Source organism: Mesorhizobium sp. M1004, assembly GCF_040318795.1.
Lineage (GTDB): Bacteria > Pseudomonadota > Alphaproteobacteria > Rhizobiales > Rhizobiaceae > Mesorhizobium.
Genome location: NZ_JAMYNB010000015.1, coordinates 77,639 through 103,003 on the forward strand (window position 1 = coordinate 77,639; position 25,365 = coordinate 103,003).

Genomic DNA, 25,365 nt, shown 5'->3' on the forward strand with positions numbered 1-25,365 from the left:
TCAAGCGCTTCGAATTCGCATTGCCAACAGGTTTGCTCGGTGTCGAATCCCCGTCAGAGCCAAGGCGATTGGGTCTGCCTCATGATTCTCGCGCCATAAAGCCTATCCTGAAGGGTTTCGCTTCTGCTCTTGATGGCTTGGTTCAGCACGGTCAGGTTCGTGTCCCAGTGTCGCCCGACCGGAGTCGTGAGCAGCTCAATATCCTTACCCTTGATCCAAAGGTTGCCTCGCCCGTCGATCGTCTTCGCGAGAACTTCGTGGGCGGCAAATGCGGTCGCTTGATCAGCGGCGTGTAGGTAGCGTCGATACCACTCGCGCGCCCATCTGTTTCGACGATAGTGATCACTGCCAGTCGCGTAAACCTCGGCCAGCCAGCCTGTTCGTGGCTTCCTCGCCTCGAACTCGGTCCATATCTTTTCGAATGCGGGTGTCAGATCGCAGAAACCCAGGAGCGTATAAGCCCGCGCGATCCGGGCCGCATCGCCACTGGCCTCGTCATCTCGGATGGTGGCCTCAAGCCAGCTCGATTGGCCGTGCTGGATGGCGGCCCTCGCCATGTCAAGCAACACATTGTCAGTCGTGCAGAGGTCAAGAGCCTCCCGGCGTCCTTCATCTCCGGCAGCGCATGCTGGCGCCTCAACTGGCAACAGGGTTATCCGAGGGTTCTTTATGATGCCTCGGTCCCTTGCGTCATTCAACTTCCGCCACAACGGAATGCCAGCCGCGGGCAAGGATCGAATGAGTCCCTCACACAGGGCAATGAGAGGAAATTCATCGAGCGTATCAACGTTCGAAATGTGGTTACGCTCGTCGAGCCAAGCGTTCAACCAGGCCACGAGGCTCGCCCCTTGCTTCGCAATCAAGATGGTCATCGGCAGGTCGTGGTTTGCCCAATATCTCGGGTAGGACCAGGAGCCTCCCTTTTGATCCAGCCTATCGAAGGCACCGCGAACGAAGTCATGATATTTTTGCAGCGCGACCGGGTCTTCAGGATTTCGTTGAAGCATGACGGCCCAGATTTCGGGATCCGCCTCTTCCATCAGTTCCGGGCGTTGCAGAATCTCGCTTGCAGCCAGCAACGCCAATGATCCCCGGCAGCGGTCTTTGAGGTTCTTCGCTTCCGCAGCTTTCCATCCGCTATCGGCGATCGCCTGCAGCACCTGAGTGTCGCGTGTCTCTGGTGCCAGTTCGAAAGCGGCGCCGCGTATTTCTGCGTCCACGCTGCTGACAAGTGGCGCCAAATCTGACCAACCATCCAGAGCCTCTTCATCAGCTATGGCGCCCAGGAGCAGAAGCCCGCTGAGCACGTCATCGCGAGGACCGGTTAGCGGGAATCTGGAAAGGCGCGATCGTATGGCTGATTGTCCACAACGCAGCAGCACTTTCTCGATCCTGGCGAGGATCGGCAGCTTCAGACAATCGTCGAGCACTCTATCCAGCAGTTGTTCCGGTTCGAGGTCCCAAAGACGCAATTCCAGCTCGCGTGCTCGCCACCAAGGAAGATCATCGTCCTTGGCGATGGCCGAGGCGTCGATCAAATCCTTGATGGCATCGGCGATTAGAAGTCTCTCCTCCTGTCTATACAGTAGCGAAAGTCGGTTGGCCTCGGCCACAAGACGTTGCAATTCGAGTTCGTTTCGCCCCGGGGCGCTCAGGGCCGCCAAGCGAACGATTTGTTGCAGGAGATTTGGGTCTGTGCGGGCCAACATAGCTTTTAGGCGCTCAAAACGATTGTCGTCATCACTCGACTGGCGCCCGAGCAGCCAAAGCTGGTCGCCTGCGAACTTGGCATCATGGTTCGCTACGCATGCGTTCGGATCAAGCGGACTTTGGGTATCCGCGCGGTCTGCAAATAGTGTAGGTGATTTGTCCTTTACTAACGCAGCCAAGTGCGTCCCGGCGACAGCGTCTCCAAAAGCCTCCAGAAGCCATTGCCCGCCAGTTAGCGCAATGTCATCACCTGTTGCGGTCAGTTCGTCCACGGCTTTCAGCAGCGCGGCATGAAAATCGCCAGATTTGCCGCCGCCCAGGCGCAAGACCCAGGCCAGCTCCTCGAAATGATTGGCGGTGGCCATGATTGCCCGGCTGATTGCCCAGGCCAGGAACGCGTCAGTGAATGCCTGCAGCGGCAGGAACGAAAGAATCCCGAACACCCGGTGAGCGAGCCAACTCACGTCGCCCGTGGCCACCAGTTCAACGGTCGGGCAGGTCGACGATATCGGCGAGTCATTCCATCGTTTCAGGTTGTCATGAGTTCGCTTGCGATTTGTGACCGATCGCTCGGAGTTCGGATCAATCTTACCAAGGAAGCGTCCGTCGTCTGGGTCTGCCCAGAGCCATCCCAGCCAGATCGTCACCTGCCTGACGAGGCGTGGCGCGATCTCTGCGAAGGAATGGGCTCGTGCCAGTCCCTTGATAAGGATTTCATCCATCGATCTGTTGCCGGACCGGGCGAGCCAGGTCTCCTCAGCAATCTGGCAAAAAAGTTCCAAATCCAGGCCGATCAAACGCCAGAAAGCATCATAGTCCACCTGAGAGAAGTTTTGTTCGGCTACCCACCGATGAACGATGGCACGCCGAGCAGGCCGGCCGACAAGCCCGTCCAGGAGCGCGATTGTTGCTGTCGCTCGCAGGATCGAAACGCCGAGCCGTTGCCCCTTGTAGGGATCTACGAACGTGGCGATGATGGCAGCGGCCTCGCCTTCATCGCCCAGGCCTCTCAGTTCAGCCGCCAATATTAGGCCGAGCACGAAAGGCGTAAGCTCCTTGCGGAGTTTAAACCGATGAGGACCGTCACCTGCTTCCAGCCAACGCCCGGCGATCAGCTCCGCCACGGTTTCGCGAAGGTCGTCCTGGCCCTTGCCGCTCTCCCGGCCCAGTTTCGTAACCAGATCAACGCGGGTGAACATTGCGTCATCGAGCGAAACCTTCACGCCGCTGCCGAGATCGCGGATGAAATCTCGGAATTCCTCATCGGAAATCGCCAGCGCTGCTCCGCGCCGACCTACCCTGTGCTTCCAATCTTCGTATGCGAGCCGCTCGGGCGTTATGTCGCCTGTTGGCGCGAGGGCCTCACGCCGTTCGATAGCCAACTGGGAGAGACGCGGCACCTTCATAAGATCCAGCATCCGATCTCCAAACGCCTCACCCTCCACCGCGTGCAACTTCAACAGCGCTTTCAGCTCGTCGTTGCTGAAGGGACCAACACGAATTTCATCCGGACGGGGAGCCAACGGCGCCAGCCTGTGCAGATCGGCCCAATGGTCTGGCCAGCAGCTGGTCAGAACGGCAAAGCGACCTTTCCAGCGCTCGTCGTAGAGCGGTTGCAGGAAATCCGACCAATCGCGTTTTCGCCAATTCTGGTTCAGTCCATCGACGACCAGAATGAACTGCTGACCGGCGAAATCGGCGCGCTGCCAGAGCCCAACTCTGCGTAGCCAGAACGTCGCATCGCCATGGCCGAGCCGTCTGGCTAGAACCTTGGCCAGCAGCTCCTCGGCGTTGTCGTCCCGGACGTCATTGGCCGAGACGAAAACCGACAGAGGCAGATTACGGCCGTCTGCGGAATTCGCTGCCCACCAGGACAAGAAGGACCAGGTTTTCCCCATGCCTTCATCGCCGAGCAGAACCGCAGGTCGACCGCTGATGAGCCATTTGTCGAGCTGTTCGTTCAGCGATGGCCGTAAGACTTTCCTCACGGCAGGGTCATGCAGATTGTTAAAGCTCCCGCCAAGACGTGATGCCGCGTTCATGGGATTGGACAAACCAACCTCAATCCAGGTCTTCATGGCGCTCACAGCTGCCGCATATCCGATATCGGCGTCCAGCAGCCTTTGGCGGACCCTCTCGCGAGACTTTGCGAAATCCGGGTGGGATCCAATTGCTCTGACCACGTCCCGCAGAGATCGGTCGTTCCCAAAGTGGCGCGCCATGGCGACTGGCGCTTCAAGGCAAAGGACCGCCAAGTCGGGAAGCGAGTCTTTGTGGCTTGGCCAATCGAGGACCAGCACAGCTACTCCCAGGCGGTTTCCGATGTCTCGGAGCGCTTCGATATCGGTGACCGGGATCTCCCGCGAGGCAGCCAGTATCCATAGATCGACAGGGTCGCTTTGAAGAGCGGAGTCGACGACCTTTGCCTTCATCTGATCAAGGCTAAGCCGTGTTTTCGCGCCATATCTTTTGGCTTCCAGACCGACGCGAAATGTATTGTGCTCGATCGTCCGGACATCGGATCCTGCCTGCGGGCCTGATTTGGCCAACCTGAACAGCTGACCTGTGGTTTCTGACAGGACGTCTCGCATGAGACCTTCAAATCCACTCGTGCCGGTCGCTTCGAGTTTGCGAAGTCGAGCCGCCAACAAAGTTTTTGCGCGAGCAAAGTCCATCAAGCTTGGTTTTTGGCCGGCGGAAGTGGTCATAAATCCCCCATGGGTTTCAGTCATTGATGGTTGTACTCACGCAGACGACGTGATCTGCAGAATCTGGATATGAATGCTCTGCAAGATTCGAGGTCGAATTCATGAGTAAGCTGACGGAGGCGTTGAGCCAGGACAAGCTCAGTGTTTGCCTTAAATTGGAGGCCTCCGAGGTCAAGCGCGTCTATAGGACCACTGAACTCCTTCCCGACTTCGATTTCATCCCGTACGACGGGGGAACCGATAAGGACTACCCAGTCTGGCACGAGTTCGATCTCTCGGACGAAGCGATTTTCATCCATAGTTTGATACTGGACGACTATGGGTACTTCGTTGACGATGACCCGCACGATGATCCCGAATATGAGCTACCGAAAGCAACTTCTGAAAGCACAGGGAAGCTTGCCTTGGAACTCCAGATGGCAGACCGCTTTGGGTGCCGAGCACTGGTCAGGGGAAGCTTGTCTGGTACTTCCATGGAAATGAACATGGATGTGCGCTTCAATTTCATCGTGGCCTCCTACTCCGGAGAAAGCAGTCGTATCGGATATGCTGCGGAAGCGATTGCCGAAGGTTTCGCGTTCGAGGAAGAGGGAAAGCTCAAGCAGGCATTTTTCTCATATTTTTCGGCACTCGACAGCTTCGTTGAATCGGAGCGTGAGAAACTCAACAAGGGGCAATCCGACGATCAGCGGATCAAACCTGACATCCGACTGATGCAGAAACTGCAGGCGATCATAAAGGCGAACATGCCACCATCTGTCGGCGGCCTCGATAAAGTGAAGATATGGGGAGACGTTAAGAACGGTTTCGACAAGTGCGAAAAACTCAGAAACGCTATCGCTCACAACACGAAAACAGAGCCGATTGCTAAGGCCGACGTTGATCTGTGCTTTGCCGTCGCCGCCATCATCGTGGCGATGGTTAGTGATGATCTCTACGAAGAAAAAGAGATTAGGAAGCACTACGTTGTAGAAAGCGACTGAGTCGGAGTTACGAAATTAAGGCGGATTGGCAGCTTGCGGCATCCACTGGCCATCCGCGGTGCAGGCTTACCAGGAAAGCCGAGACACAAGTCCGCTAAGGGCTAAAAGCAGTCCTACCGGAGCGCAGGAGCGGCGGCAATGCGGTCGAGAGCCGAACCGCAGCCTTCCGCCATCCGCTCCCATAAGCGGACTGACCGCTGTCGACCCCTAGGAGGACAGTCAGACGGTTCTACAATTGACCATCGACTGGGGTTCTTGGAAGCTTTTCGAACTTTTTGTCTGGCTCCTCCAGCCAAATTGCGCGCGCTCGCGCAGGAGGCTGGGTTCTCAGAATTTCCCATCGGATAATCTTAATTGACATCCGAATGTGGAGTTCAAGTCGGAGGAGGGCCGGCGTGCCGTGTTCAGATCCAACTCGTTTCAACCGCTAATGACATTCCTGTTAGGCGTCATGCGCTTTGGGCCTCCCAAGCGATAAGAATCGGAGTATGTGCGCGCGCTCCTTCACCGCCGTCGCTGACATCTCGCATATCCCGCGCCTGCAGCATCTAGTCGCAGGCACGATAGGCGTGGGGATCCTGCCCGGCAAAGCCAAACCGCGGCTCACGGTCTTGCCGGGCGGAAGGCCAGACGATGCCGCATGATACATTTCCTCGCCTTCACCCTTGCCGCGGGCGTCGTGCTGGCGCTGGCTTGGTGGTCGCTATGAAACGATGTCGAACAGACAGCCGGCGGGCAGTCGGTCAAGACGCCGCTGCGGCAGTCTTGGTTTCACTGGGCGTCAATCCCGGTAGATCTCTCGCCATAGCGACAGGCTTCTTCCCGTTGGCGAGCGTTGGCTCAACCTTGGCGTTGTGCGCCAGAATATGGCCGGCCAAAAGGTAAAGCTCCCAGACTCCAGGTATCCCGTTCTTGTTCGGTTTCTCCACCGCGTTGATAAGGGAACGCAACTGCGAATCCGGTGTGTGACCAGAGACCGTATCAATGACGGATTGCAGCGTACGTCGGGAGAAGATGAGCATCGCAACCTGTGATGGCTGGTCGTCGTTTCAAAATTTGGCGGTCGCGGAGAAATCCGAATTTATTACTATCGCTTTGCTCGGCGCCATCCGGCCGCCCGCGCCTCTGCTTCGCTGCAGAACCATCGCTCACCATACTGCGGGCTGATTTTTGTCTCGGAGTAGTGTTGCTGTCCGGGTACATGGTAGATGTGCTCGCCGGTGTTGATGCTGATGTTGCCCTTGATCGTGCATCCCGCACCCGTGGACAATAGAGAGGCGTTTGGAGATGTATCGTCACCAACTTCGTCGGTAAGCTGCATGAGGCTGGGCGTCGCGCCGATGATGCCGGGGTTCTGCGAGACGACCACGGCTACGGGTACCGTGCAAACAGATCCTCAAGCCGCCATAAGCCGCGCCGCCGCTTCTTGGCGTTCTTGCGCCGCTGGTCAGCCAGGTCGGCACCGATATGATGCTGGATTTTCCCCACGCCCTCTCACCCCGAATGAAGGATGCGACTGTTTCGGCTTAGAGTCAGTCCAGAAATTGAGCAGATAGCAGAGCGTGAAAAGAACCTTGCGGAGCTAAAAGTCAAGCAAGCTGGCCCCGCCGATGACACCGCCAAACCACGGCGTTCGGTGCCGCAGTTCAAGTACTGGACTGCCCACAAAAAGAAGGGCCGGACGGGCCAGGGTGGGAAAAAAAGGCAGAGGAGGCCTTCCGGTGGCATTTCGAGCCCGGTAAGGATCTGAAAGATTACCGGGTGCGATCCGGCAATGAGGCACCAGAGCGGACACCGACGCAGACAGGTACTGATATGCGGATAACGCCAGAAGAGCTTCTTAATTTCGGAATTTTCCACCCTCACGCCGTCGACCAGTACATGGTCGCCATGACGAAGAAATCTCGCTTTGTTCATTACTGCAGCGCCGAGACCGCTTTTCACATCGTGAGGTCCAACAGAATGCGGCTTCGCAACGCGAAGGTGATGAACGACTTTATGGAAATCGAACACGGAAGCAGCTGTTTAGCGAACGCCTGGGACAGTCCTGACGGCGATCGGTTTCGGCAAACTATCGATGGCCTGTTTGAAGGCATTTCCCAGGAAATAGCCGACCTTCTCAGGGGCTGGGTTCCCCTTTTCGGAAGGGAAACTTACATAAGCTGTCTCTCGGAGCATGACAGCGATGAAGACGATCTCGGACGCCTCTCAATGTGGCGAGCCTACGGCGGGCCTTCTGGCGTGGCTGTGGTCTTAAATCCAGAGGCGTTCTATTCATCCAGTACGGTTCTCGGCGCCGTGTCATCGCCGGTAGCGTATCTCGATGAGCGGGGGTTCGTAACGCAATTCAATCGGGTGACGGATGGGATTAAAACCCACCAAGACATGCTTAAGGCAAATGGCCGGCAAGCGCTTATCAACTCGCTGTTTAATGCATTCCGTTTTGCGGTTCTTTGCACCAAGCACCCCGGCTTCAAAGAGGAGCGCGAGTGGCGCGTCATTTTCGACCCGCGGTTTTCGACAGAGCACAAGCTCGTGAAGAGCATCGAGCTAATACGGGGGGTGCCGCAAGTCGTATACAGCATTCCTTTCAAGGACTACCCGGAGGAGGGATTTGTTGGTGCGGAGCTGCCCAAGCTAGTCGATCGCATAATCATCGGCCCAACCGAGTTTCCTGACCAACTGCGGGAGGCGACGGTCGCGCTTTTGGAAGAGGCAGGCGTGCCAGATGCTGACAAGAAGGTCGTTTGCTCAACAATACCTCTCAGGCAGTAGACATCGGCGGATAGTGACCAGGGGGGATTATGGCCAAGAAAGAAGCGAAAAAGCTTTGCTTTGTAGTCGGGCCGATTGGTGGCGATGATAGCGACGAAAGAATTCACGCGGACTGGTTCCTTGAGGGCATCGTTGAACCGGTTTTTGCCGAGCATTTCCCTGAGTTTGAGGTGAAGCGGGCGGACAAGATCGCAGAACCAGGCCGCATTGATGCCCAGGTCATCACCGCCCTGCTGGACGCTGAATTGGTTGTGGCTGATTTAACAACTCTGAACCCGAACGCCTTTTATGAAATCGGGATCCGGCACATGACCCAGAAGCCCATTATCCACATGCGCCTGGAAAACCAGCCTATTCCCTTCGATATTGCGTCATTCCGCACACTCAGCTTTTCCCGGAAAAGACCTAAAGACCTAGAGCTTGCTCAGGGCGCGCTCAAGATGGCTATTGAGGCAGTGCTGGCCGATGGGTACGAGGTGGACAACCCGGTCACATTTTCTCGCGGGAAAGTGGAGTTCGCACAGTCGGCCACGCCTGCAGAGAAGATCTTTCAGAATCAGCTCGATGCAATTCTAAACCGGGTCAGCGCGCTCGAAAGGCCTGAGCAGGGGTTCACTCGCGCGGCAGCTTTTAGGTTCGGCAAGGCTGGGAATATTTCTCCGCAGACCTACACGTTAGGCATACAGGGCAATGGACCAGATGCTCCTGCCCGTATTCAGGGCTTTATCGATCGCATTATGACAGAAAAATTCCAGCGGATGAGTGTCACTTCGGATGGAGGTGACTTTACGCTGGTAGAGGTCACTGAACTGCCAAATCCCTCCCTCATGAAGATGCTTAGGTCGGAAGCGAGTAAGGTCGGCCTCACCATCGGGCAAGCCTAAGCTGGCATCGGCGACGGTATCGAGGCTGACTTGCTCGCAACCTGGCGCCCTCATTACCGTCGCTCCGCCCGCTACGGCGGACGAGGCAGTGGCGCTGGCGGAACGGCTGGTGGAGGACTTGCGTCAGTGCAGTCGTGGATCACCGCCACGGAACAGGCGCTGGCAGTAGCGGGGAGCGTGGGGCTGAATCTGTCGGCGAAACCCGAGATGGCTCCGGCCGATCGCGAAACCCTGATGGCAGCGCTCCGATCTCTTTCTGAGGTTCTGATGCCGAGCGTCCACCGCGGCACCGAACTGGAGGAGGACGTGATGAAGCTGTTCGCAGCCTTCAACGTGTACAACGGCGACCAGGCGAAGATGCGAGCGCAGGTGCAGGCCCGGAGCGAGGAACTGGAGGGGAATCAGCCTGCAAGCCGTCAGAATGGAATTTCGTCATCCAGCTCTCGGCTTGCGCGCCTGAAGTCCTGGATTTGCTTCCTTGGCTTTTCGACGCGTTTGATGTCGTCCGGGGACGGCAGCTTCTCTGGGGCGGCTTCCTTGGTCTTCGCACCGCCAAGAAGCTCATTGATACGCTTCAGCAGCTCGTTGGCTGGTTTCAAGGCGTTGGCGCCTTTGTTGATGAGGTCGGCGATGGAGATGCCCATCAGCATCCCGTTGTCGAACCGCGTCCGCGCGCGGTCAACGTCCGCGTCGAACGCGTTGAGATTGGAAAATAGCGAGTTCTTTTTGCCGACTTCAAGGTCGGCGGCTTCAACCAACTGGCGGATTTCATTGACGAGGTTGTGGATGCGAGCCTTGGTGGCAGCGTCCAGCTCGACCGAGTAGATGGCACCGATGCGGGCCTTCTGAATCTGGATTTGCAGGACGATGCTCTTGGTGGCAAGGTCGAATTCGCGGTGGACGTTGTACGTGTTGTCGTAGTCGGGCAGCTCCCAATCTCTCAGCGCCTCGATATGCAGCGCCCTCGCGGCACCGGTAATCTTGTTCATGTGACTGATAAGGGCGAGGCGGGTGTCACCCTCCTCGTTGCCTCGGATGTCCTCGGCAAGCTGCTCATCGAACAACCCCACGAGGATGACGAACGCCTGGAACGGATTCTCCGGTAAGTTATCGAAATCTATGGGCTCTGCCATGTGCTCATCCCCCGCAAGGCACTGCAAGAGAGATAGAGAACGAACGGGAAATCTACAATGCGGTTTTGTCAGGACGAAGATTGATGGCTTCGCAATGCCGTAGCGGTGTGTCGACACAATCGGCAGCCATTTTCCCGCAAGTGCATCCGGGCGTTGGTTGAGCGGTTCAGGCGGAAAAGCCATTCCATGCGTTCACGATCTGCCTGATGGCGAATTCACCATCGCATCCCCGAAAGTCCACAGGGTTGCCAACACCGCGAATAATGTCCGCAATCAGATGGCGCGAACTCTGCCAGTCGCCGACGGCTCCATGGTCTATGTGAATATGGCGATGGCGTGCCCGCTGCTCGGACTGGAACCAATATGCTGCATTACCGCGCGTACCATGTAAACTGGCATCCGACTGCCGCATCCAACTCAACGAAAAGCGAAGCTCTATCTCAGAAGTGACGTGCTACGCCGCCCTGTGGGATCACTGAAGCGGCTCTTACCGGTAGTCGTACACCGAGTGGTAAAAATAGATCTCTCGTTTGATAAGCTTGGCGGCCCGCACCTTCCCGCTATTTCGCTCAATCTCAACAAGAACGAGCACCTTAACAGGCTCGGCCAGTGCGGTTGTGGCAGTTTGGGCACCATGCCAAACACCCTCTTCGCTGTCGTACCCACCCTCGCTGCGGTCTTCGTACTCCAAGTCCACTTCAACCTCGACTTCGACGACCATGGTCGCAACGACAAGCTTGTCGCTCAAGGCTACGGTGGTCTCATATTCAACACTGAAGATTTGAAGCAACCGGGGGTCGAAGGCGTTACCATCAGCCAAATCGCCCATGTAAACGACTCGCGCATCCTTTAACTCAATGTCCAACTTTTTCTCGAAGGTGGTGTCAAAATCGGACTGGTTCATGGCTTGCTCGGCCGCCTGTTCGCCTTCCTCTCCTAAGTCGGCTGCGGCTCCCAAAACCTTGTGTATTGAGCTGAGGTGCAAGAACAATTCAGGCTTAGCCAGAGCGGCATTCGCAAACGCCTTGTCCTCGGTGACGATGTACATATGGCTGTCCTTTTCGGTGCACCAATCCGCGAGAGCCTTTAACGCAAAGGCGTCTGGAAACTCTTTACTGTTGTGGCTGGTGAAAGGCGGCCGGCGGTGGAAGTAGTCGATTAAGACGGCTTCGGCCTTCTGGTGCGATGCGGGATGATGCTTGGCATCGCAGTCCGTGAGGATGAATTGATTGAACTGCTGCTGTAGGGATAAGGTCACTTCCTTGGTATCGAAGTCGAAATTGCCTTTTGGAAAACCCTTTGGTGCTCGTTTTCTCCAAATAGCCAGCTCCTTTTCGAGGGCTCGCAATTCACGATTTTTGCTGTTCACCTTGTCATGGATTTGCCGGGCGACCTCGGCAATGGTGATGTCGGTGATGTGGAGTACGACGCGACCCGCCTCCACCAACGCCCGCAATTGTTGCAGCGCCGGGTTGGCGGGGGCTATGGCCCAGGGCATGATAAACCTGCGTATCCAGGAAAACGTGCCTGGTCTTCATCCGCTCTTCGTCAGCGTCTTTTTTAGGAGACTTCATGCAAAGCGGCCTTTTTATTTGCGCTGTTGCCGGGGCTGGGTTCTAATCGCTCATTCCGTACACGCGGCCAAGGTCGCACGGAAGAGTCCAACATCGGGAAGCGGTCACTTTCATGGTTACCTCGGTGACGGCTAGCCAGCTTCGGGGGAATGCTGGATTGGAACAAGCTCACCGTGTCCAGAAACGGAGGCAGAGGCGAGCTCTCAGGCCCATCTTTGGCCGCTTGTCCTAGCCAAAAACGAACGTCATAGGGGGGGCAAGCCCTTATCTGTAGGCTGCTCATGTCCATCCTCAAAGGTCAGTCCGGCGTCAACGCGGTCGAGGCGATATTTCTCAACACATTCGGTTGGGTGTTTCGCCCGCAACCGGTTGCCGACTTCGGGATTGATGCGGAGGTGGAACAAGCCGACTTTGGACACCCGAACGGCAAAATTCTCAAACTCCAGATCAAGTCCGGCGCCTCGTATTTCCGCGAGAAAAAGGGGGGCAATTACATCTTTCGCGGCGAATCTCGCCTCCTGCGGTACTGGCTGAATCACAACGTTCCGGTTTTCGTCATTCTCCACAACCCTGAGACGGGGCTGATCATCTGGCAAAAGGTAGACGCCAATAGGCGTCAGGAAACCAAAAAGGGCTGGGCGATGGATATACCGGAGGCTAATACGCTGGATGAGAGCGCGAAGTGGAATTTCGAAAACTCCGTAACAAGCGATCCAGAAGCCATTCTGCGGCTCATATTCAGCCTCGATGCCAAGCTCATGCGAAATTTCATCGACCGCCCGGCTGTTTTGCAATGGGAAGATTGGGTGAACAAATCCCTTGGTATGAGAAACCCAATGTTCATCCTGGAAGACCCCACCGAGATCATCGAGATCGATATCATGTACCCCTCTCACGACCCTGATGACATCATGCGCAGGGTCTTTCCCTGGCTCACCTGGGAATTGGCCGATGAACAGGAAGATTCAGCCGCACCGGAAGAGGTGCAGTCAGTCACGCTAGACGTGCAGTTGCGTCAAGAGGCGCTGGAGTTTCTACGGCTTGAAAAGTTCTTTGCAGAAGGTGTGCCTGAGAGGCCCGAGCCGGATGAGTCTGAAATCGAATATGACCCGGATTACGAAGAGTGGCTTCACAATAGCTCAGACCAAGAATAAAGGCCCCTAGGAAGGAAGGCCCCGTCGGCTCTGGAGCCTACTTGTGATCGCCATCTCGATAGCTCCCTTGTTTAAACCGGATGCCGCTTCGTAGAGCGCGCGTCGGATCGTCGATCGCCGTCATAAACGAGAGCGCCGTCACCGGGCCGACGCCGGGGGTGGCCATGAAGCGCCGGCATGGCTCGCTACGCGCCACCATTTTGACGACGAGATCGTGCAGCCGGCAATACTGTTTCCAGGCGCCGCGCGTGCCGACAGCATGGCGTCCATCAGCTCGCTCGACAGCGGACTGTCCGCCACAGCCTGGCGCACCGCCAGATCGATAGCCCCGCGTCCGACCTTGCCCAGGCGGATGCCAAACGACTTCAGCGAGTGACGGATGGCGTTCTCCAGGTCGAGAAACTTGGCCTTCAGATTGCGCCGGTGGGTCAGCAGAAGCCGTGTTCGGTAGCAGCTTTCCGACTTGATGTAGGCCTGGCGGAACCAGCCGGTGCGCATGATGTGGGCGATGCCGAGCGCATCGGCCTTGTCTGTCTTGTTGCGCTCCGCCGACATTGCGGCGCGCATGTTGTGTCTCAAGACAGATCGCCGGCATGCCGAGTTTCTTGAGCTCCGGATGCAGCCACGGCGACAGCGAGCCGGCTTCGTGGCGGACGCGGCGCAGGCGCGCCAGAAATGGCTTCAGCACCGCAAACAGCGCCTCTGGATCGATCACCACCGCCGCCTCCAAATGCACCGCGCCCTCGTCGTCGACGACGCATACAGCCGTCTCGTCCATCGCCACGTCCCAGTCCACAAAAGAATTCCATCGTTCGCGCAAGCTGGCGGTGATCATGCACGCCATGTGGAGCGACGGCACGTTCTGTCGGCGATCGGGCCGCGGGTGAGGGCGCCGCCGCGCAGCGCGCTCATGTCAAGGACCGCAAGCTGCTGGGCGCGCATCGATGAGCGGTGCGGCGACAAATGAAACGCATGGTGGCCGCACGGTGACGGGCGCCCTCTGAACAAGGAGATCCGCTCCGGCGGATGAGGACCGATGCAGACCATGAACGACGGAACGCACGTTATCCTGCCTGCGGCCGCGCCGATCGACAGACGGCCGGACCGCCGCTCGATGCCTGTGACGATGCTCCGTCAGTCCGATGGAAAAGTACACGACGGTTCGAGCGCTGCATTGGTGCAGCCAAACATCCCGTCGCAGAGCGCGGAAGATTGCACGGCGCATCGGAACTCGACGCTCAAAAACGGAATCGTAGCGCAGAGAATAGAGTCGTGTATTATCGTAGACGGAAGGAGGAACGACGATGGCTACAAAGTATCTCAAAACACAACCGATTAAGATGGCAGGATAAAAGGCCGCACATTGTGCTGCGGTTGGGCAGTTGTTTTAAATCAATTTTTTCACCTCCATTACACATTGCTATTCAGTGAAGCAATGTGCGAAATATGGCCAACCCATTGCCTCCGCTCCCACTTTTCCACATTGCGCTAAAAACTGAAACGACCACGCCCACTGTCAAACTGCGGTTCGACCTAGGCGGGTTGACTCGCCCTGAGGGGGTGCTCGCGTCACCTTGCTGGTTCTCGCTGCGGCAAAGCGCCGGGCCGGAAAGAGGAAGGGGCTGCGCTGGTTTGAGAAGCGACAAGCGTTCTTAAATGCGCGTCGGCTCGGCCGTCGCTTCAGGCGACTTGCTAGGGGTAATTGAGGTTATACGACGGCTGCCCGGATTGCTCCGGCAAACCTCGCCAACGCCTGAGAATCCGCCGTCAGCGAATCCCGAAGTGTCCTTGGGACTTCAACTTGTACTCCGCACCCGCGACGTCCCCGATTGCAAATGTTGGTCTGTTCTTCCCCTGGCAGACGATGCCCCTGAGTGACCGCGCGGAATCCGGCGTCCTGCAGACTTTTGGCAGCGGCGTCTCGTAATTGGTGATCGAGACCACCAATCCAAACGGTCTGTACGTCTCCTCCATCCCTTCGACCATGCACTGTGACTACGAGGTCGGCTACCGCCGCAAGGCGCAGACATTCCGGTTCATCGAATAGATGCGATTCAATATGAAGGTCCGTGTGTTGACGGTTCGGGATCAGGCCCTCGAAGCAGTAGAGTGATAGGTCACCGGCCGCTAGCGCGGCGGCAATTTCAGACGTACCTGGCTCGATCGTTCCGCCATGGGGCGCAGCGATGAGAACTGATGAAGGCCTTTCCGTGACGCGCCTTCTGTAGTCGACACCTTCCACCTCGCCCGCGGCAAGGGCTGCGTAAGATTGGTATTTGTCTTTCGGTCCTTCCGGATTTGTCGGTGATGAAGTCGCTTCCGAAGCTGCGGGGCCGTGTTCAACGTTCGTTGCGTCTACGGCATCGCCGTCAGGCGCACGACTATCGTCTTCGTCCTCATAGTCCCTGCTGCGCATCTCGCTGTCCGACTCGGCTCTGCGATGTTCCGACGCGATTCGCAGGTTGAGTTCGGCAATGTGCTTCTCGGCAAATGCCTTGACCGGTGGACGCTCGTCCGACAGCCATTCCAACAGCGAATCTCTCCTAACTCGCCACGCGTCGGCGAAGCCCAACGAGCCAGAAACCACTCCAGTGCTGTCGACTACAGCTCGTATCTCACTCATTTTGCGATCATCGTCCGGGAACCGTGACACAATCTCTTTCAAGACAGCGTGTGTGGAGATTTCCCCGTGGTAGTTTCGCAGGATCGCAAGAGCGAAGCCCGCCTCCAAGTCACCGCCTGCCATTACCAGTTCAGAAAGCGCAGCAGCGAACTCCGGGGGGCAATGAGGGAAGGCGCTACTAAGCAGGCGGCCTCCCCGAAACTGAAACAGTCTCCGATCGCCTGCGAACCAAGCCAGACCCTTTCGGATAGCAAGTTCGGGGTATCTTGAGAGCACCTTTTCCAAACCGTGGAAACGGAATGGAACTCCCTCGAAGGGACCTTCGCCTTCGTCGTTGCCAGGGTCTTTGGCCAAGCGGGCGCCAAAATAGTCCCAGATTGCCTCCGGCTGACTTTCGGCCAGCCGAGTGAGAATGGCCTCCGCCTGGTAGTCCACTTTGCGGACATAACCCAAGTTATCGAGGATTTGCGCTCTTCGTTGCGGGGTGATCTCGCTGTAGACCTTTGCGGACTTTCGGAGAAACCACGCCTCCGATACCCATCGGACATCTTTGCGCTCGCTAAGGAATGCCAAGGCGTCGCGTAAGAAACTGTCGGAGTCTGTGATGCGCTCGGTCCCGTAGTGTTCCAACGCTAACAGCAGGCATTCGCTCACTGCCACCGAGTCCATCGCATCAATAGCGTGGATCAATAGGCGTCCCGCGAAATCGGGATTGCTAACGTCCGAATAGCGAAGATGGCGCGCTATGCCTGATAGCATAGTGCCGGACACCAATTCCCGCTCCAAGACATTTGCATAAATCTCGTTGCTCCCACTCCGCGACAGCCCATTAAGGAACCCTGGGAGAAAGCGGCGCAGGTCATCGGACGCCCTCGCCAAGATTCTGTCAGCCACAGAGGGCTTTCGCTCGGCCAAATTGCTGAGGAAATTTCCGAAAACGGGGAAGGTCGCCAGATCGGTCGACTTGGTTTCTGCGCAGCGCGCCAACAGGTCGAACCACTGGTTCTCGTTTGCATCGTTGATCGCGTCGATGTAGCCGTCTGCCTCCCGCTTTCGAAACTCGTCGGCTTTCTCATAGTCGAATTCCTCGTCCACCCAATGCTCAGGGTGGACAGATTCAAATCCGACCAAAACTTTGTACTGCCGGAACCGATCGTCTGCGTTGATGGCATCGCGGAACTTCAGGATAGCGGCTATGAGCGCGGCGGCTTGGCTTCGACAGTTGAATCGGTTCCCCGGGTCATCCGCCAAGGGCCGGGTTCGCCGGTAGTCATAAAGAAACTGGTGTTCGAGGTGCTGAAGCAGCTCGTAGCTTTCTGAGTTAGCCAGTGCTGTCACAAACTCGACAATACGCGTTGCGTCCTTGAGGGTAATGGCCAGCAGGTCGTTAGAAGACTGGCCCTGACTAGGAACTCTGGTAGCCGCGTCCAACGCGTCGAGCACACTGCGCTTTTGCGTGTCGTCAGTGGATCGTTCGTAGGCCGCGAAAAGACCCTTCATTGCCTTGTCGCGGACCCACGTCAGCTGGTCGGACGCTGGCACCGCACCATTGCTAAGGACCACGGAATCGGCTTTCCACTTGGCGCCTGTGATGTCGGATTGGACCGCCTCGGTCCAAACAGTTAGTGCGACCGGCCGAATGCTATCTAGTTCAGCACTGCTCATCCCGGCAAGGTGGTCCACAAGCGCCATCTGGAGCATCGGCCCCACCTGGTTAAAGGCATCGATATTGTATTCAGCCAGGCGCTTGACGGCGTTCAAAATTGCCTGACGAATGTCTTCCGCCGACTCGTCCCGATAAATATCGATAAGCAGCTGTAACGCTCCGACCACGTCGGCATAGCGCAACCGCTCTATTATTTCCAAAACGAGTGTCGTCACCGCGGCCGGTGGAAAGCCCTCCATTCTTCCGTAGGTTGTTTCTATGGGAATGGATCCGGTTGCGCGCGCGGCTTGCACTGCTCGAAATAACGGACCTTTGAGCCCTTCGTAAGCGACCGATAAGTCGTCATAATTCGGAATCGCATAGTCCCTCAGGCTGGAAAGAATCTCATACCGTTCATTGTTATTCTGTGCGCCGTCGAGCAGCGTCGCGATGTCCTGGTCGAAAAGGCTCTTGCCCTGCAGGAGACGCTCGTACTCCTGCTGCGCCTTCTGAATCTCAAAGCCAGCCGGAATCAGATACTTGTCCATAATCCGTTCAAACCGGCTGGCGATTGCCTTCATCGCTTCTCCGCCGTAGCCGCCGTTGCCTAGCTTGTCCTTGTAGAGAATATCGTGAGAGGTTTCTGACCAGGCATGGTTCAAGATCGTCTGGACTTGAATCTCGCAGCGCAGGCCAGCAAACTTTGCGTATTCAGGGAGGCGTACACGATCCTCGCGAAGCTTGATCGTGTAGTGCACAGCGCGATATCGGGCCTCCTCGTTCTCAGGAGTGGGGTGATGGATTTTGGTCGAATCTTCCTCGATTTCGAAGTTGTCGCGGACTAGCGATGACGCCAAGAAGCGGTCAACGTCGTTGTTCGTATAGAAGATGAGCCGAGCGCCGGCGAGATCGCGTCGGTCGACCTCAAGCGTCTGCGTATCCAGGTCGTTTGCCTCGACGAGACGCCGACGAAGGCTCCCGACATCTTTTGCGCGACACTGAACAGATTGAGGCCGAGGGAGGTTTCTATCGGCGCGCAACGCATTTTCCAGGATGAATCGAACTGTTCGCGCGAACTCATCGTACGTTGATAGATGCGTCTTTTCGTATTCGTCGAGGTTCATGCAGTTAGGGCCTCAACCTGACAATGGCGCCGCCACAGGGAATTTGCCGAACACAGCTGGAGCCCCTCGGCGTCTTGGTGACACTCTATCCGCGAGGCGACGGCGCATGCGGATTAATCTAAAGCCTTGTTCTCAACGCTATGGGTTGTTGTCCGGCTCTTGCGGCTTAATGCCACGACGTTCCGCATATTCGATCAATGCGAGCTCTATCACAGCCGTTACCGATCGACGTTCTGCCGCTGCGAGTTTTTCTGCCAAAGCTAGCACAGATGGATCTAAACGGGTCGTGAAAGGCTTTTTCGGCATTTTCCGCTGTCTGGCTTGAACTTGGCATTGAAAGGGTTTATTTGGACTGCACGTGCATCGCAATTGCTATGTACGTGCAGTAGCTGACCGAGGCGCGGGAACGCTCCAGCCAGCCTGACCACAACCAAGCTGTTAGGAGCTCGGATCATGGCTGATTCCGACAATACCACGCCTTTATCGTTCGTCACCCGCAGGACGGTACTTGGTACAACGGCGATTGCAATCTTAGGATGGGAAAAAAGTGCTCTTGCCGGTCAGGCGCCGGCAGCAACTCTACCTTCCGATCCCGCGCTAGCGATTTGGCGAGAATGGCGCAATGCTCACGAAGAGAGCGAGCGCCTCTGCGATCAAAGTGCGCACCTGGAGCGCACGCTCGTGGAGACGGTCGGCTGTTCGAGCGCTACTCAACCGGCGGATATTCCCTCAAGGCAATTACGAAGGCAGCCCACGCTGAAGACCTTGTGTATCCGAAGAGTGGGCATCCGATTCCGGTGAGCACGGTTCACTCGATTCTGCGCAATCGTCTCTACACCGGATTGTTTCAGTGGAATGGCAAACTGCACCATGGCAAGCACGAGCCGCTGGTGTCGATCGAACTGTGGGAGCGGGTCCAAGGCGTGCTGACCGGCCGTCACGCGACGCCTATCTACTCTTACGGCTATGAGTTTGCCTTCAGCGGTCTGATGACCTGTGCCAGATGCGGCTGCGCGGTAGTGGCCGAGATCAAGAAGGGCAAATACATCTATTACCACTGCACCGGTCACAGCGACAAAGGCCGCGGTGGCTATGCCGAGTGCCGCCGCAAGTACGTCCGCGAGGAGGTCCTCGAAGAGGCCTTTGGCGCCTTGCTGGACAAACTTTTTTTCGATGAAGAGGTGCTGGATTGGGTCCGCGACGCGCTCAAAGCCAGCCACGCCGATGAGCGGAAGGAGCAGGAACAGGCGATCCTGCGATCCCAAAAGGAATACAAGCGCCTCGAGGATCGGCTTCAGGCAATGTACCTGGACAAGCTCGACGGACGCATCGACAGCGCCTTCTACGATCGGATGTCAGCGCAATGGCGGGTCGAACAGACACGCCTGCTACGTGAGATCGAGCGGCACGGCGCAGCTGAGGAATCGTACATGGAGGATGGCGTGCGCCTGTTGGAGCTGGCGCGAAATGCTCGCCAACTGTTTGCCTGCCAAGCTGCAGGTGAGAAGAAACGGCTTCTGAATCTGTTGCTGTCGAACTGCACATGGGACGATGGCAAGGTTCGCGCTGTCTTTCGACAACCGTTGATTTACTTGCAGAAACAACCTCAGCGCTATCGACTGAGCAGTCCGAAGGGATTGTCACATCAAAAGGACATCCAGTTTGGCTGGGGTTTTCCGAAGCTTTTCTAACACAAAGAGCTTGCCCTGGCGCACGGCATACTCGATTGATTGCGCCTTCGCCAGATGTGCCGCAATCGAGCTGGCCAGCATGCAGCCCGTCCCGCGCATCGATGCGGCAAGACGCGGCGTGTCAAAGCGGACTGGTTCGTGATCGGGGCGCAACAGAATATCCGTTGATTGCGGTCCCGATGCATGGCCGCCCTTGATCAGCAGAGCCCGCGCGCCGGCTGCCAGCAATTCTTGGCCTTGCCAGACTACGCCGTCCTCATCCACTGCCCGCTCCGAGCCAACAAGGAGTGCCAGCTCGAAGAGATTGGGGGTGACCAGACGGCAAAATGGCATCAGATCGCATTTCAGGGCGGCGATGGCGCCGGCTTCCAGGAGCGCCCGGCCTGACGTCGAGGCCAGCACCGGGTCGAGCACTGCCGGCACCTGCGGATTTTCGCGCAGCACTCCGGCAACCGCAATGACGATCTCCACCGTGGCGAGCATCCCGATCTTGATGGCCGCCACTTTGTTGGCCTGCAACCCCGCACGCATCTGACCGGCCACCAGACCGGGTTGCATAGAGTGGATTTCCATGACCGCATGGTGCGTCTGCACTGTTAGCGCGGTGACAGCAAGGCAGGTGCGCACGCCAATGGAAGAGATCGTCTCGATATCGCGTGCAATTCCAGCCCCACCGCTGGAGTCTGATCCGCCGACCACGAGCACATGCGGTTCTCGCCTCAGCGCCATGGCTTTGTCTTTTCGATCCATTCTCGCGTGCGCGCTTCGGGATCGGCATTAAACGTGATGTCGGTGACCACCGCCGCGGTGTCCGCACCGGCCTCGAAGACACCGTCGAGCCGGTCGGGGTTGAGGCCGCCGATGGCGACCAATGGGATCGGCGCCACCCGATGCTTCCACTCGCTGATCCGCTCGAGCCCTTGCGGCGCCCATTTCATCTGCTTCAGGATGGTGGGATAGATGGGGCCGAGCGCGATATAGTCGGGCTCGGCAGCGATGGCCGTTTCCAGTTCGAGATGATCGTGCGTGGAAAGTCCGAGCTTCAATCCGGCGTACTTAATCGCCAGCAGGTCGGCCGCAGCCAAATCCTCCTGGCCGAGATGGACGAAGTCGCAGCCTTCCTCGATTGCCGTGCGCCAATAGTCGTTGACGATCAGTTGGCAACCATGGACCACGCAGACGCCGTTCGCGCGGCGGATTTCCGTCCGCAGCGTGGCCTCGTCCTTATCCTTGATGCGCAACTGAACCAGCTTGACGCCAAGCGGCACCAGCCGTTCGATCCAGGCGGCGCTGTCGACGATCAGGTAGAAGGGATCGAGCTTCATGAAAAAACCGCCCTTCCGATCGTTGGCGTCGACGGCACGGCGACGTCGCGCGGTTCGAGCATTCCCGAGCTGAAAGCTTCACGACCGGCCTCGACCGCCTTGCCGAACGCACGCGCCATGCCGACCGGATCGGCCGCCTTGGCGACTGCCGTGTTCAGGAGTACGGCGTCAAAGCCGAGCTCCATGACGGTTGCCGCGTGCGACGGCCGTCCGAGCCCCGCGTCCACGATCAGCGGAACATCAGGGAAATGTCCGCGCATCGAGCGCAGCGCCGTGATGTCGATCGGTCCGAGAGCGGAACCGATCGGCGCGCACCATGGCATCAAGACCTTGCAGCCCGCCGCAAGCAGCCGCTCGGCAACGACAAGGTCGTCGGTGGTATAGGGGAATACAGCAAAACCGTCCTCGCACAGGATGCGGGCGGCTTCGACCAGACCGAAAACATCCGGCTGCAGCGTGTCATGGTTGCCGATCACTTCGAGCTTGACCCAGTTCGTACCGAAGACTTCGCGCGCCATTTGTGCGGTCGTGACCGCTTCCTTGACGGAGTGGCAGCCAGCAGTGTTGGGCAGGATTCTGACACCAAGCGAGCGGATCAACGACCAGAATTCTTCGCCAGCTCTGCCGCCTGCCATTTCACGGCGCAACGAGACGGTCACCACCGCCGTGCCCGATGCCCTGACTGCATAGGCAAGGATGGCCGGCGAAGGATATTGAGCCGTGCCAAGGAGCAGGCGCGACGGAAGCTCGGCTCCGTAAAGCTCGATCATGGTCTAGCCGCCCTGCATGGGCGAGAGGATTTCAATCCGGTCGCCGTCGTTCAACTGGAATTCCGCCCGGTTGGCTTTGTGCACGAGGTCATTGTTGACGGCCGTCGCCAGCCAATCGCCCTCATAGTCAAGCGCGGCAAGCAGCGCCTCCAGCGTGGTGGCGGCAACCTCATGCGCTTCGCCGTTGACCATCAGTTTCATGAGCAAGCTCCTTGGTTCTGTCTTGAGTGAAAACCAGGTCGGCAGCCTGGCGCGCCATGGCGGGAGCCAGGAGAAAACCGTGACGATAGAGCCCGTTGATCGCAATGATTTCACCCTTGGTTTCGACGCGCGGCAAATTGTTGGGAAAGGCTGGGCGGACGCCGACACCGGTTTCAACGATCTCGGCCTCGCCAAAGGCCGGGTGGAGGGCATAGGCGGTGCCCAGCAGTTCCATCATCGAACGCGCCGTAACCGGTCCGACGGACCGGCTTTCAATCATCGTCGCACCAATCATGAAACGGTGGTCGGTGCGCGGCACTGCATAGAGTGGAAAGCGCGGATGCAGCAGCCTGACGGGGCGCGACAGCGAGATATCAGGGATACGCAGGGTGAGCATTTCGCCGCGAACGCCACGCAACCTGTCATTTTGCGCCGCCATTCCCGTACAGTCGATCTGACGATCGAAACCAAAAACATGCTGGGCGTCGGCGCCGAAGCGGAACTCGACCCCCGTGGCCGCGAGCTTGTCATGAAGTGCTGCCATCGCCTGGCGCGGATCAAGATGGCCCTCATCGGGAAAGAGCAATCCGCGGCGGAAGCGGCCGGCTAAGTCGGGCTCCAGCAAGGCAATTTCATCTTCCTCGACGCGCCGATAGCCCGTCGTGCGGCTGGCGAACCGGTCGAGCTCGCCCGCATCGCGCGGCGCGGCCAAGACCAGCGTTCCCCGCCGTGCTACCAAGCCGGGCGTTGCGGCGTCCCACCAGTCGGCGGCGTCGCTTCCGAGATCCAGCACCGGCTGCTCGGCGCTTTCACGCTCGCACCACGGCGCCAACATGCCACCGGCGAACCACGACGCATTGCCCCCAAGGGCAGGCCTTGTCTCGGCAACGGTAACCGCCGCGCCGCGTGCGGCGAATTCGAAGGCGGCGGTGAGGCCGGCAACGCCCGCCCCTTTGACCAAGACCTTCATGATCGCTCACGTGGCTGAGGTATGAGCGGTGCGCCGGTCTCGTCCGCCGGCAGGTAGAGATCGCCGCCCTCGCGGTATTTCGCCGCCATCGCCGCCATGCCCTCTTTCTGTGCCTCGGCGCGGATGTCGTGAGAGATGCGCATGGAGCAGAATTTCGGTCCGCACATCGAGCAGAAATGCGCCAGCTTGTGCGCCTCCTTGGGCAAGGTCTGGTCGTGGAAGGACCGCGCGGTTTCGGGATCGAGCGACAGGTTGAACTGGTCCTCCCAGCGGAACTCGAAGCGCGCGCGGGAAAGCGCATCATCCCTGACTTTCGCTGCCGGATGGCCCTTCGCCAGGTCGGCGGCGTGGGCGGCGATCTTGTAGGTGATCACGCCGATCTTGACATCGTTGCGATCGGGAAGGCCGAGATGCTCCTTCGGCGTGACGTAGCAGAGCATGGCGGTGCCGAACCAACCGATCATGGCGGCGCCGATGCCTGAGGTGATGTGGTCGTAGCCCGGCGCGATGTCGGTCGTCAGCGGGCCAAGCGTATAGAACGGCGCCTCGCCGCAGACGGCGAGCTGCTTGTCCATGTTCTGCTTGATCTTGTGCATCGGCACGTGGCCGGGCCCTTCGATCATCACCTGGCAATCCTTCGCCCAGGCGATCTGCGTCAGCTCGCCAAGCGTTTCCAGCTCGGCAAATTGCGCCGCGTCGTTGGCATCGGCGATCGAGCCCGGACGAAGGCCGTCGCCGAGCGAGAAGGAGACGTCGTAGGCTCTGGCGATGTCGCAGATCTCGGCGAAGTGCTCGTAGAGGAAGCTTTCCCGGTGATGGTGCAGGCACCATTTTGCCATGATCGAGCCGCCGCGCGAGACGATGCCCGTGACCCGGTCAACGGTCAGCGGGATATAATGCAGCCGCACGCCGGCGTGGATGGTGAAATAGTCGACGCCTTGCTCGGCCTGTTCGATCAGCGTGTCGCGGTAGACCTCCCAGGTCAGATCCTCGGCAATGCCGCCGACCTTTTCGAGCGCCTGGTAGAGCGGCACCGTGCCGATCGGCACCGGCGCGTTGCGCATGATCCAGTCGCGGATGTTGTGGATGTTGCGGCCGGTCGACAGGTCCATCACCGTATCGGCGCCCCAGCGGATCGCCCACACCATCTTTTCAACCTCTTCGGCCATCGAGGAGGTGACAGCGGAATTGCCGATATTGGCGTTGATCTTGACCAGGAAATTGCGGCCGATGATCATTGGCTCGCTCTCGGGATGGTTGATGTTGGCGGGGATGATCGCCCGTCCGCGCGCCACCTCGTCACGCACGAATTCGGGCGTGACGAAATCGGGCAGTGTCGCGCCGAAAGCCTCGCCGTCGCGCTCAAGCTTGCCGTGCAGGATCTCGCGACCAAGGTTCTCGCGAATGGCGACGAACTCCATTTCGGGTGTGATGATGCCGGCGCGCGCGTAGGCAAGCTGCGTCACCGCCTTGCCTGCTTTGGCCCTGAGCGGTCGGTGGCGGATGGGAAATTCCGGCGTCAGGCGTTCGCCCGTCGCGAAGCCGTTGTCCTCCGGCCGGGCATGGCGGCCGTCACAGTCCTCGACATCGCCGCGGGCCAAGATCCATTCGTGGCGAAGCCGGGCCAGGCCTTTTTCAATGCTGGTTTCGACAGCCGGATCGGTATAGGGGCCCGACGGATCGTAGACGGTAACGGGCGGTTCGCCGGCTGTCGGATGGACGGCGATTTCGCGCATCGGCACTTTGATCTGCAAGTGGATGGTGCCGGGCTTGTGGATCTTCCGCGAGGCGGGCAGCGGTCCCGTCGACACGGCGGGGGTAAGGGCATTCATCTTGAGGCTCCTTTGCTCATGCATTGGAGACCCAGTTCTGTGCCGGAAGGATGAAAAGACGCTTCTGTCGACCTGCCGAAACAGGACCTCGGGCGTAAACTCCCGCAAAGCGCTTGCACCGTCCCTACGCCAGTATGAACTGGATCAGGTTCAACGGGTCACTGCGCCGCGAAAGCCAGCAGTATCTCAGCCCCTTGCCGGGACTCCCCTGGTGAATGCCTCAAGTTGAACGGGCCGGGGTTGTCTTGTCAAGCGCATGTTCG

General features: G+C 58.2%; 19 protein-coding genes, 2 pseudogenes and 1 riboswitch. Of the genes and pseudogenes, 7 read left to right on the plus strand and 14 right to left on the minus strand.

What is annotated here, in order from left to right:
• Positions 1–53 precede the first annotated feature (53 nt).
• Positions 54–4,418: an NACHT domain-containing protein gene (locus tag NKH54_RS26630; protein ID WP_353029328.1), complete on the minus strand. Its 4,365-nt coding sequence runs from the start codon at positions 4,416–4,418 to the stop codon at positions 54–56.
• A 101-nt stretch (positions 4,419–4,519) separates the two neighbouring features.
• Between NKH54_RS26630 and NKH54_RS26635 the strand changes: the two genes are divergently transcribed.
• Positions 4,520–5,401, plus strand: coding sequence for a hypothetical protein (locus tag NKH54_RS26635; RefSeq protein ID WP_352764149.1), 882 nt, complete (start codon positions 4,520–4,522; stop codon positions 5,399–5,401).
• Positions 5,402–6,144: 743 nt separating this feature from the next.
• Here the strand turns inward: NKH54_RS26635 and NKH54_RS26640 are convergent.
• On the minus strand, positions 6,145–6,423 hold the full coding sequence (locus NKH54_RS26640; protein WP_353029329.1) for a hypothetical protein: 279 nt from the start codon (positions 6,421–6,423) through the stop codon (positions 6,145–6,147).
• 65 nt (positions 6,424–6,488) lie between these two features.
• Entirely contained in the window at positions 6,489–6,770 is a 282-nt protein-coding gene (locus NKH54_RS26645) for a sunset domain-containing protein (protein ID WP_353029330.1), read from the minus strand.
• Positions 6,771–7,216: 446 nt separating this feature from the next.
• Here NKH54_RS26645 and NKH54_RS26650 point away from each other — a divergent pair, with 446 nt between their 5' ends.
• Together NKH54_RS26650 and NKH54_RS26655 are read left to right on the plus strand one after the other, a co-directional pair.
• On the plus strand, positions 7,217–8,176 hold the full coding sequence (locus NKH54_RS26650) for a DUF2971 domain-containing protein (RefSeq protein WP_352904605.1): 960 nt from the start codon (positions 7,217–7,219) through the stop codon (positions 8,174–8,176).
• 29 nt (positions 8,177–8,205) lie between these two features.
• Positions 8,206–9,060: a hypothetical protein gene (locus NKH54_RS26655; protein WP_353029331.1), complete on the plus strand. Its 855-nt coding sequence runs from the start codon at positions 8,206–8,208 to the stop codon at positions 9,058–9,060.
• 416 nt (positions 9,061–9,476) lie between these two features.
• On the opposite strand, the gene NKH54_RS26660 is transcribed toward NKH54_RS26655, so the two are convergent.
• Both NKH54_RS26660 and NKH54_RS26665 read right to left on the minus strand, forming a co-directional pair.
• On the minus strand, positions 9,477–10,193 hold the full coding sequence (locus tag NKH54_RS26660) for a hypothetical protein (RefSeq protein WP_023697161.1): 717 nt from the start codon (positions 10,191–10,193) through the stop codon (positions 9,477–9,479).
• Positions 10,194–10,680: 487 nt separating this feature from the next.
• The gene (locus NKH54_RS26665; RefSeq protein ID WP_353029332.1) at positions 10,681–11,691 is read right to left on the minus strand and encodes a PIN domain-containing protein; all 1,011 of its coding nucleotides are present in this window, start codon (positions 11,689–11,691) and stop codon (positions 10,681–10,683) included.
• A gap of 357 nt (positions 11,692–12,048) precedes the next feature.
• Between NKH54_RS26665 and NKH54_RS26670 the strand changes: the two genes are divergently transcribed.
• Positions 12,049–12,921, plus strand: coding sequence for a DUF4365 domain-containing protein (locus NKH54_RS26670; RefSeq protein WP_353029333.1), 873 nt, complete (start codon positions 12,049–12,051; stop codon positions 12,919–12,921).
• Between the two features lie 85 nt (positions 12,922–13,006).
• On the opposite strand, the pseudogene NKH54_RS26675 reads toward NKH54_RS26670, so the two are convergent.
• A pseudogene (locus NKH54_RS26675) lies at positions 13,007–13,730 on the minus strand (IS110 family transposase); the annotation flags it as partial.
• A gap of 3 nt (positions 13,731–13,733) precedes the next feature.
• Here NKH54_RS26675 and NKH54_RS32555 point away from each other — a divergent pair.
• Positions 13,734–13,869 (plus strand): annotated as a pseudogene (locus tag NKH54_RS32555) (IS110 family transposase); the annotation flags it as partial.
• Between the two features lie 760 nt (positions 13,870–14,629).
• On the opposite strand, the gene NKH54_RS26680 reads toward NKH54_RS32555, so the two are convergent.
• Positions 14,630–18,313 carry a poly-gamma-glutamate hydrolase family protein gene (locus tag NKH54_RS26680; RefSeq protein WP_353029334.1) on the minus strand — a complete coding sequence of 1,228 codons (3,684 nt, stop codon included), beginning with the start codon at positions 18,311–18,313 and terminating at the stop codon, positions 14,630–14,632.
• 138 nt (positions 18,314–18,451) lie between these two features.
• Positions 18,452–18,619 (minus strand): ribbon-helix-helix protein, CopG family, encoded by a 168-nt coding sequence (locus tag NKH54_RS26685; protein ID WP_353029335.1) that lies wholly within the window; start codon positions 18,617–18,619, stop codon positions 18,452–18,454.
• Positions 18,620–18,766: 147 nt separating this feature from the next.
• On the opposite strand from NKH54_RS26685, the gene NKH54_RS26690 reads away from it, so the two are divergent.
• Entirely contained in the window at positions 18,767–19,114 is a 348-nt protein-coding gene (locus NKH54_RS26690; RefSeq protein ID WP_353029358.1) for a hypothetical protein, read from the plus strand.
• Positions 19,051–20,004: a recombinase family protein gene (locus tag NKH54_RS26695; protein ID WP_353029356.1), complete on the plus strand. Its 954-nt coding sequence runs from the start codon at positions 19,051–19,053 to the stop codon at positions 20,002–20,004. The genes NKH54_RS26690 and NKH54_RS26695 overlap by 64 nt, the downstream gene beginning before the upstream one ends.
• On the opposite strand, the gene NKH54_RS26700 is transcribed toward NKH54_RS26695, so the two are convergent.
• From NKH54_RS26700 to thiC, 6 genes are read right to left on the minus strand one after another with little or no spacing between them, the layout of a single operon-like run.
• Positions 19,954–20,733, minus strand: a complete 780-nt coding sequence (locus tag NKH54_RS26700) for a hydroxymethylpyrimidine/phosphomethylpyrimidine kinase (protein WP_353029357.1) — start codon at positions 20,731–20,733, stop codon at positions 19,954–19,956. The genes NKH54_RS26695 and NKH54_RS26700 overlap by 51 nt on opposite strands.
• Positions 20,724–21,329 (minus strand): thiamine phosphate synthase, encoded by a 606-nt coding sequence (locus NKH54_RS26705; protein ID WP_353029336.1) that lies wholly within the window; start codon positions 21,327–21,329, stop codon positions 20,724–20,726. Before NKH54_RS26705 ends, NKH54_RS26700 begins: the two co-directional genes overlap by 10 nt.
• Positions 21,326–22,099, minus strand: coding sequence for a thiazole synthase (locus tag NKH54_RS26710; protein WP_353029337.1), 774 nt, complete (start codon positions 22,097–22,099; stop codon positions 21,326–21,328). Before NKH54_RS26710 ends, NKH54_RS26705 begins: the two co-directional genes overlap by 4 nt.
• 3 nt (positions 22,100–22,102) lie before the next feature.
• Positions 22,103–22,300 (minus strand): sulfur carrier protein ThiS, encoded by a 198-nt coding sequence (gene thiS / locus NKH54_RS26715; RefSeq protein ID WP_031253541.1) that lies wholly within the window; start codon positions 22,298–22,300, stop codon positions 22,103–22,105.
• A complete protein-coding gene (gene thiO, locus NKH54_RS26720; RefSeq protein ID WP_353029338.1) occupies positions 22,269–23,270 on the minus strand; it encodes a glycine oxidase ThiO in 1,002 nt (333 codons plus the stop codon). The genes thiS and thiO overlap by 32 nt, the downstream gene beginning before the upstream one ends.
• Complete coding sequence (thiC, locus tag NKH54_RS26725) at positions 23,267–25,102, minus strand: phosphomethylpyrimidine synthase ThiC (RefSeq protein WP_353029339.1); 1,836 nt, start codon at positions 25,100–25,102, stop codon at positions 23,267–23,269. Before thiC ends, thiO begins: the two co-directional genes overlap by 4 nt.
• A gap of 103 nt (positions 25,103–25,205) precedes the next feature.
• Positions 25,206–25,322: riboswitch (TPP riboswitch) on the minus strand.
• Between the last annotated feature and the right edge of the window lie 43 nt (positions 25,323–25,365).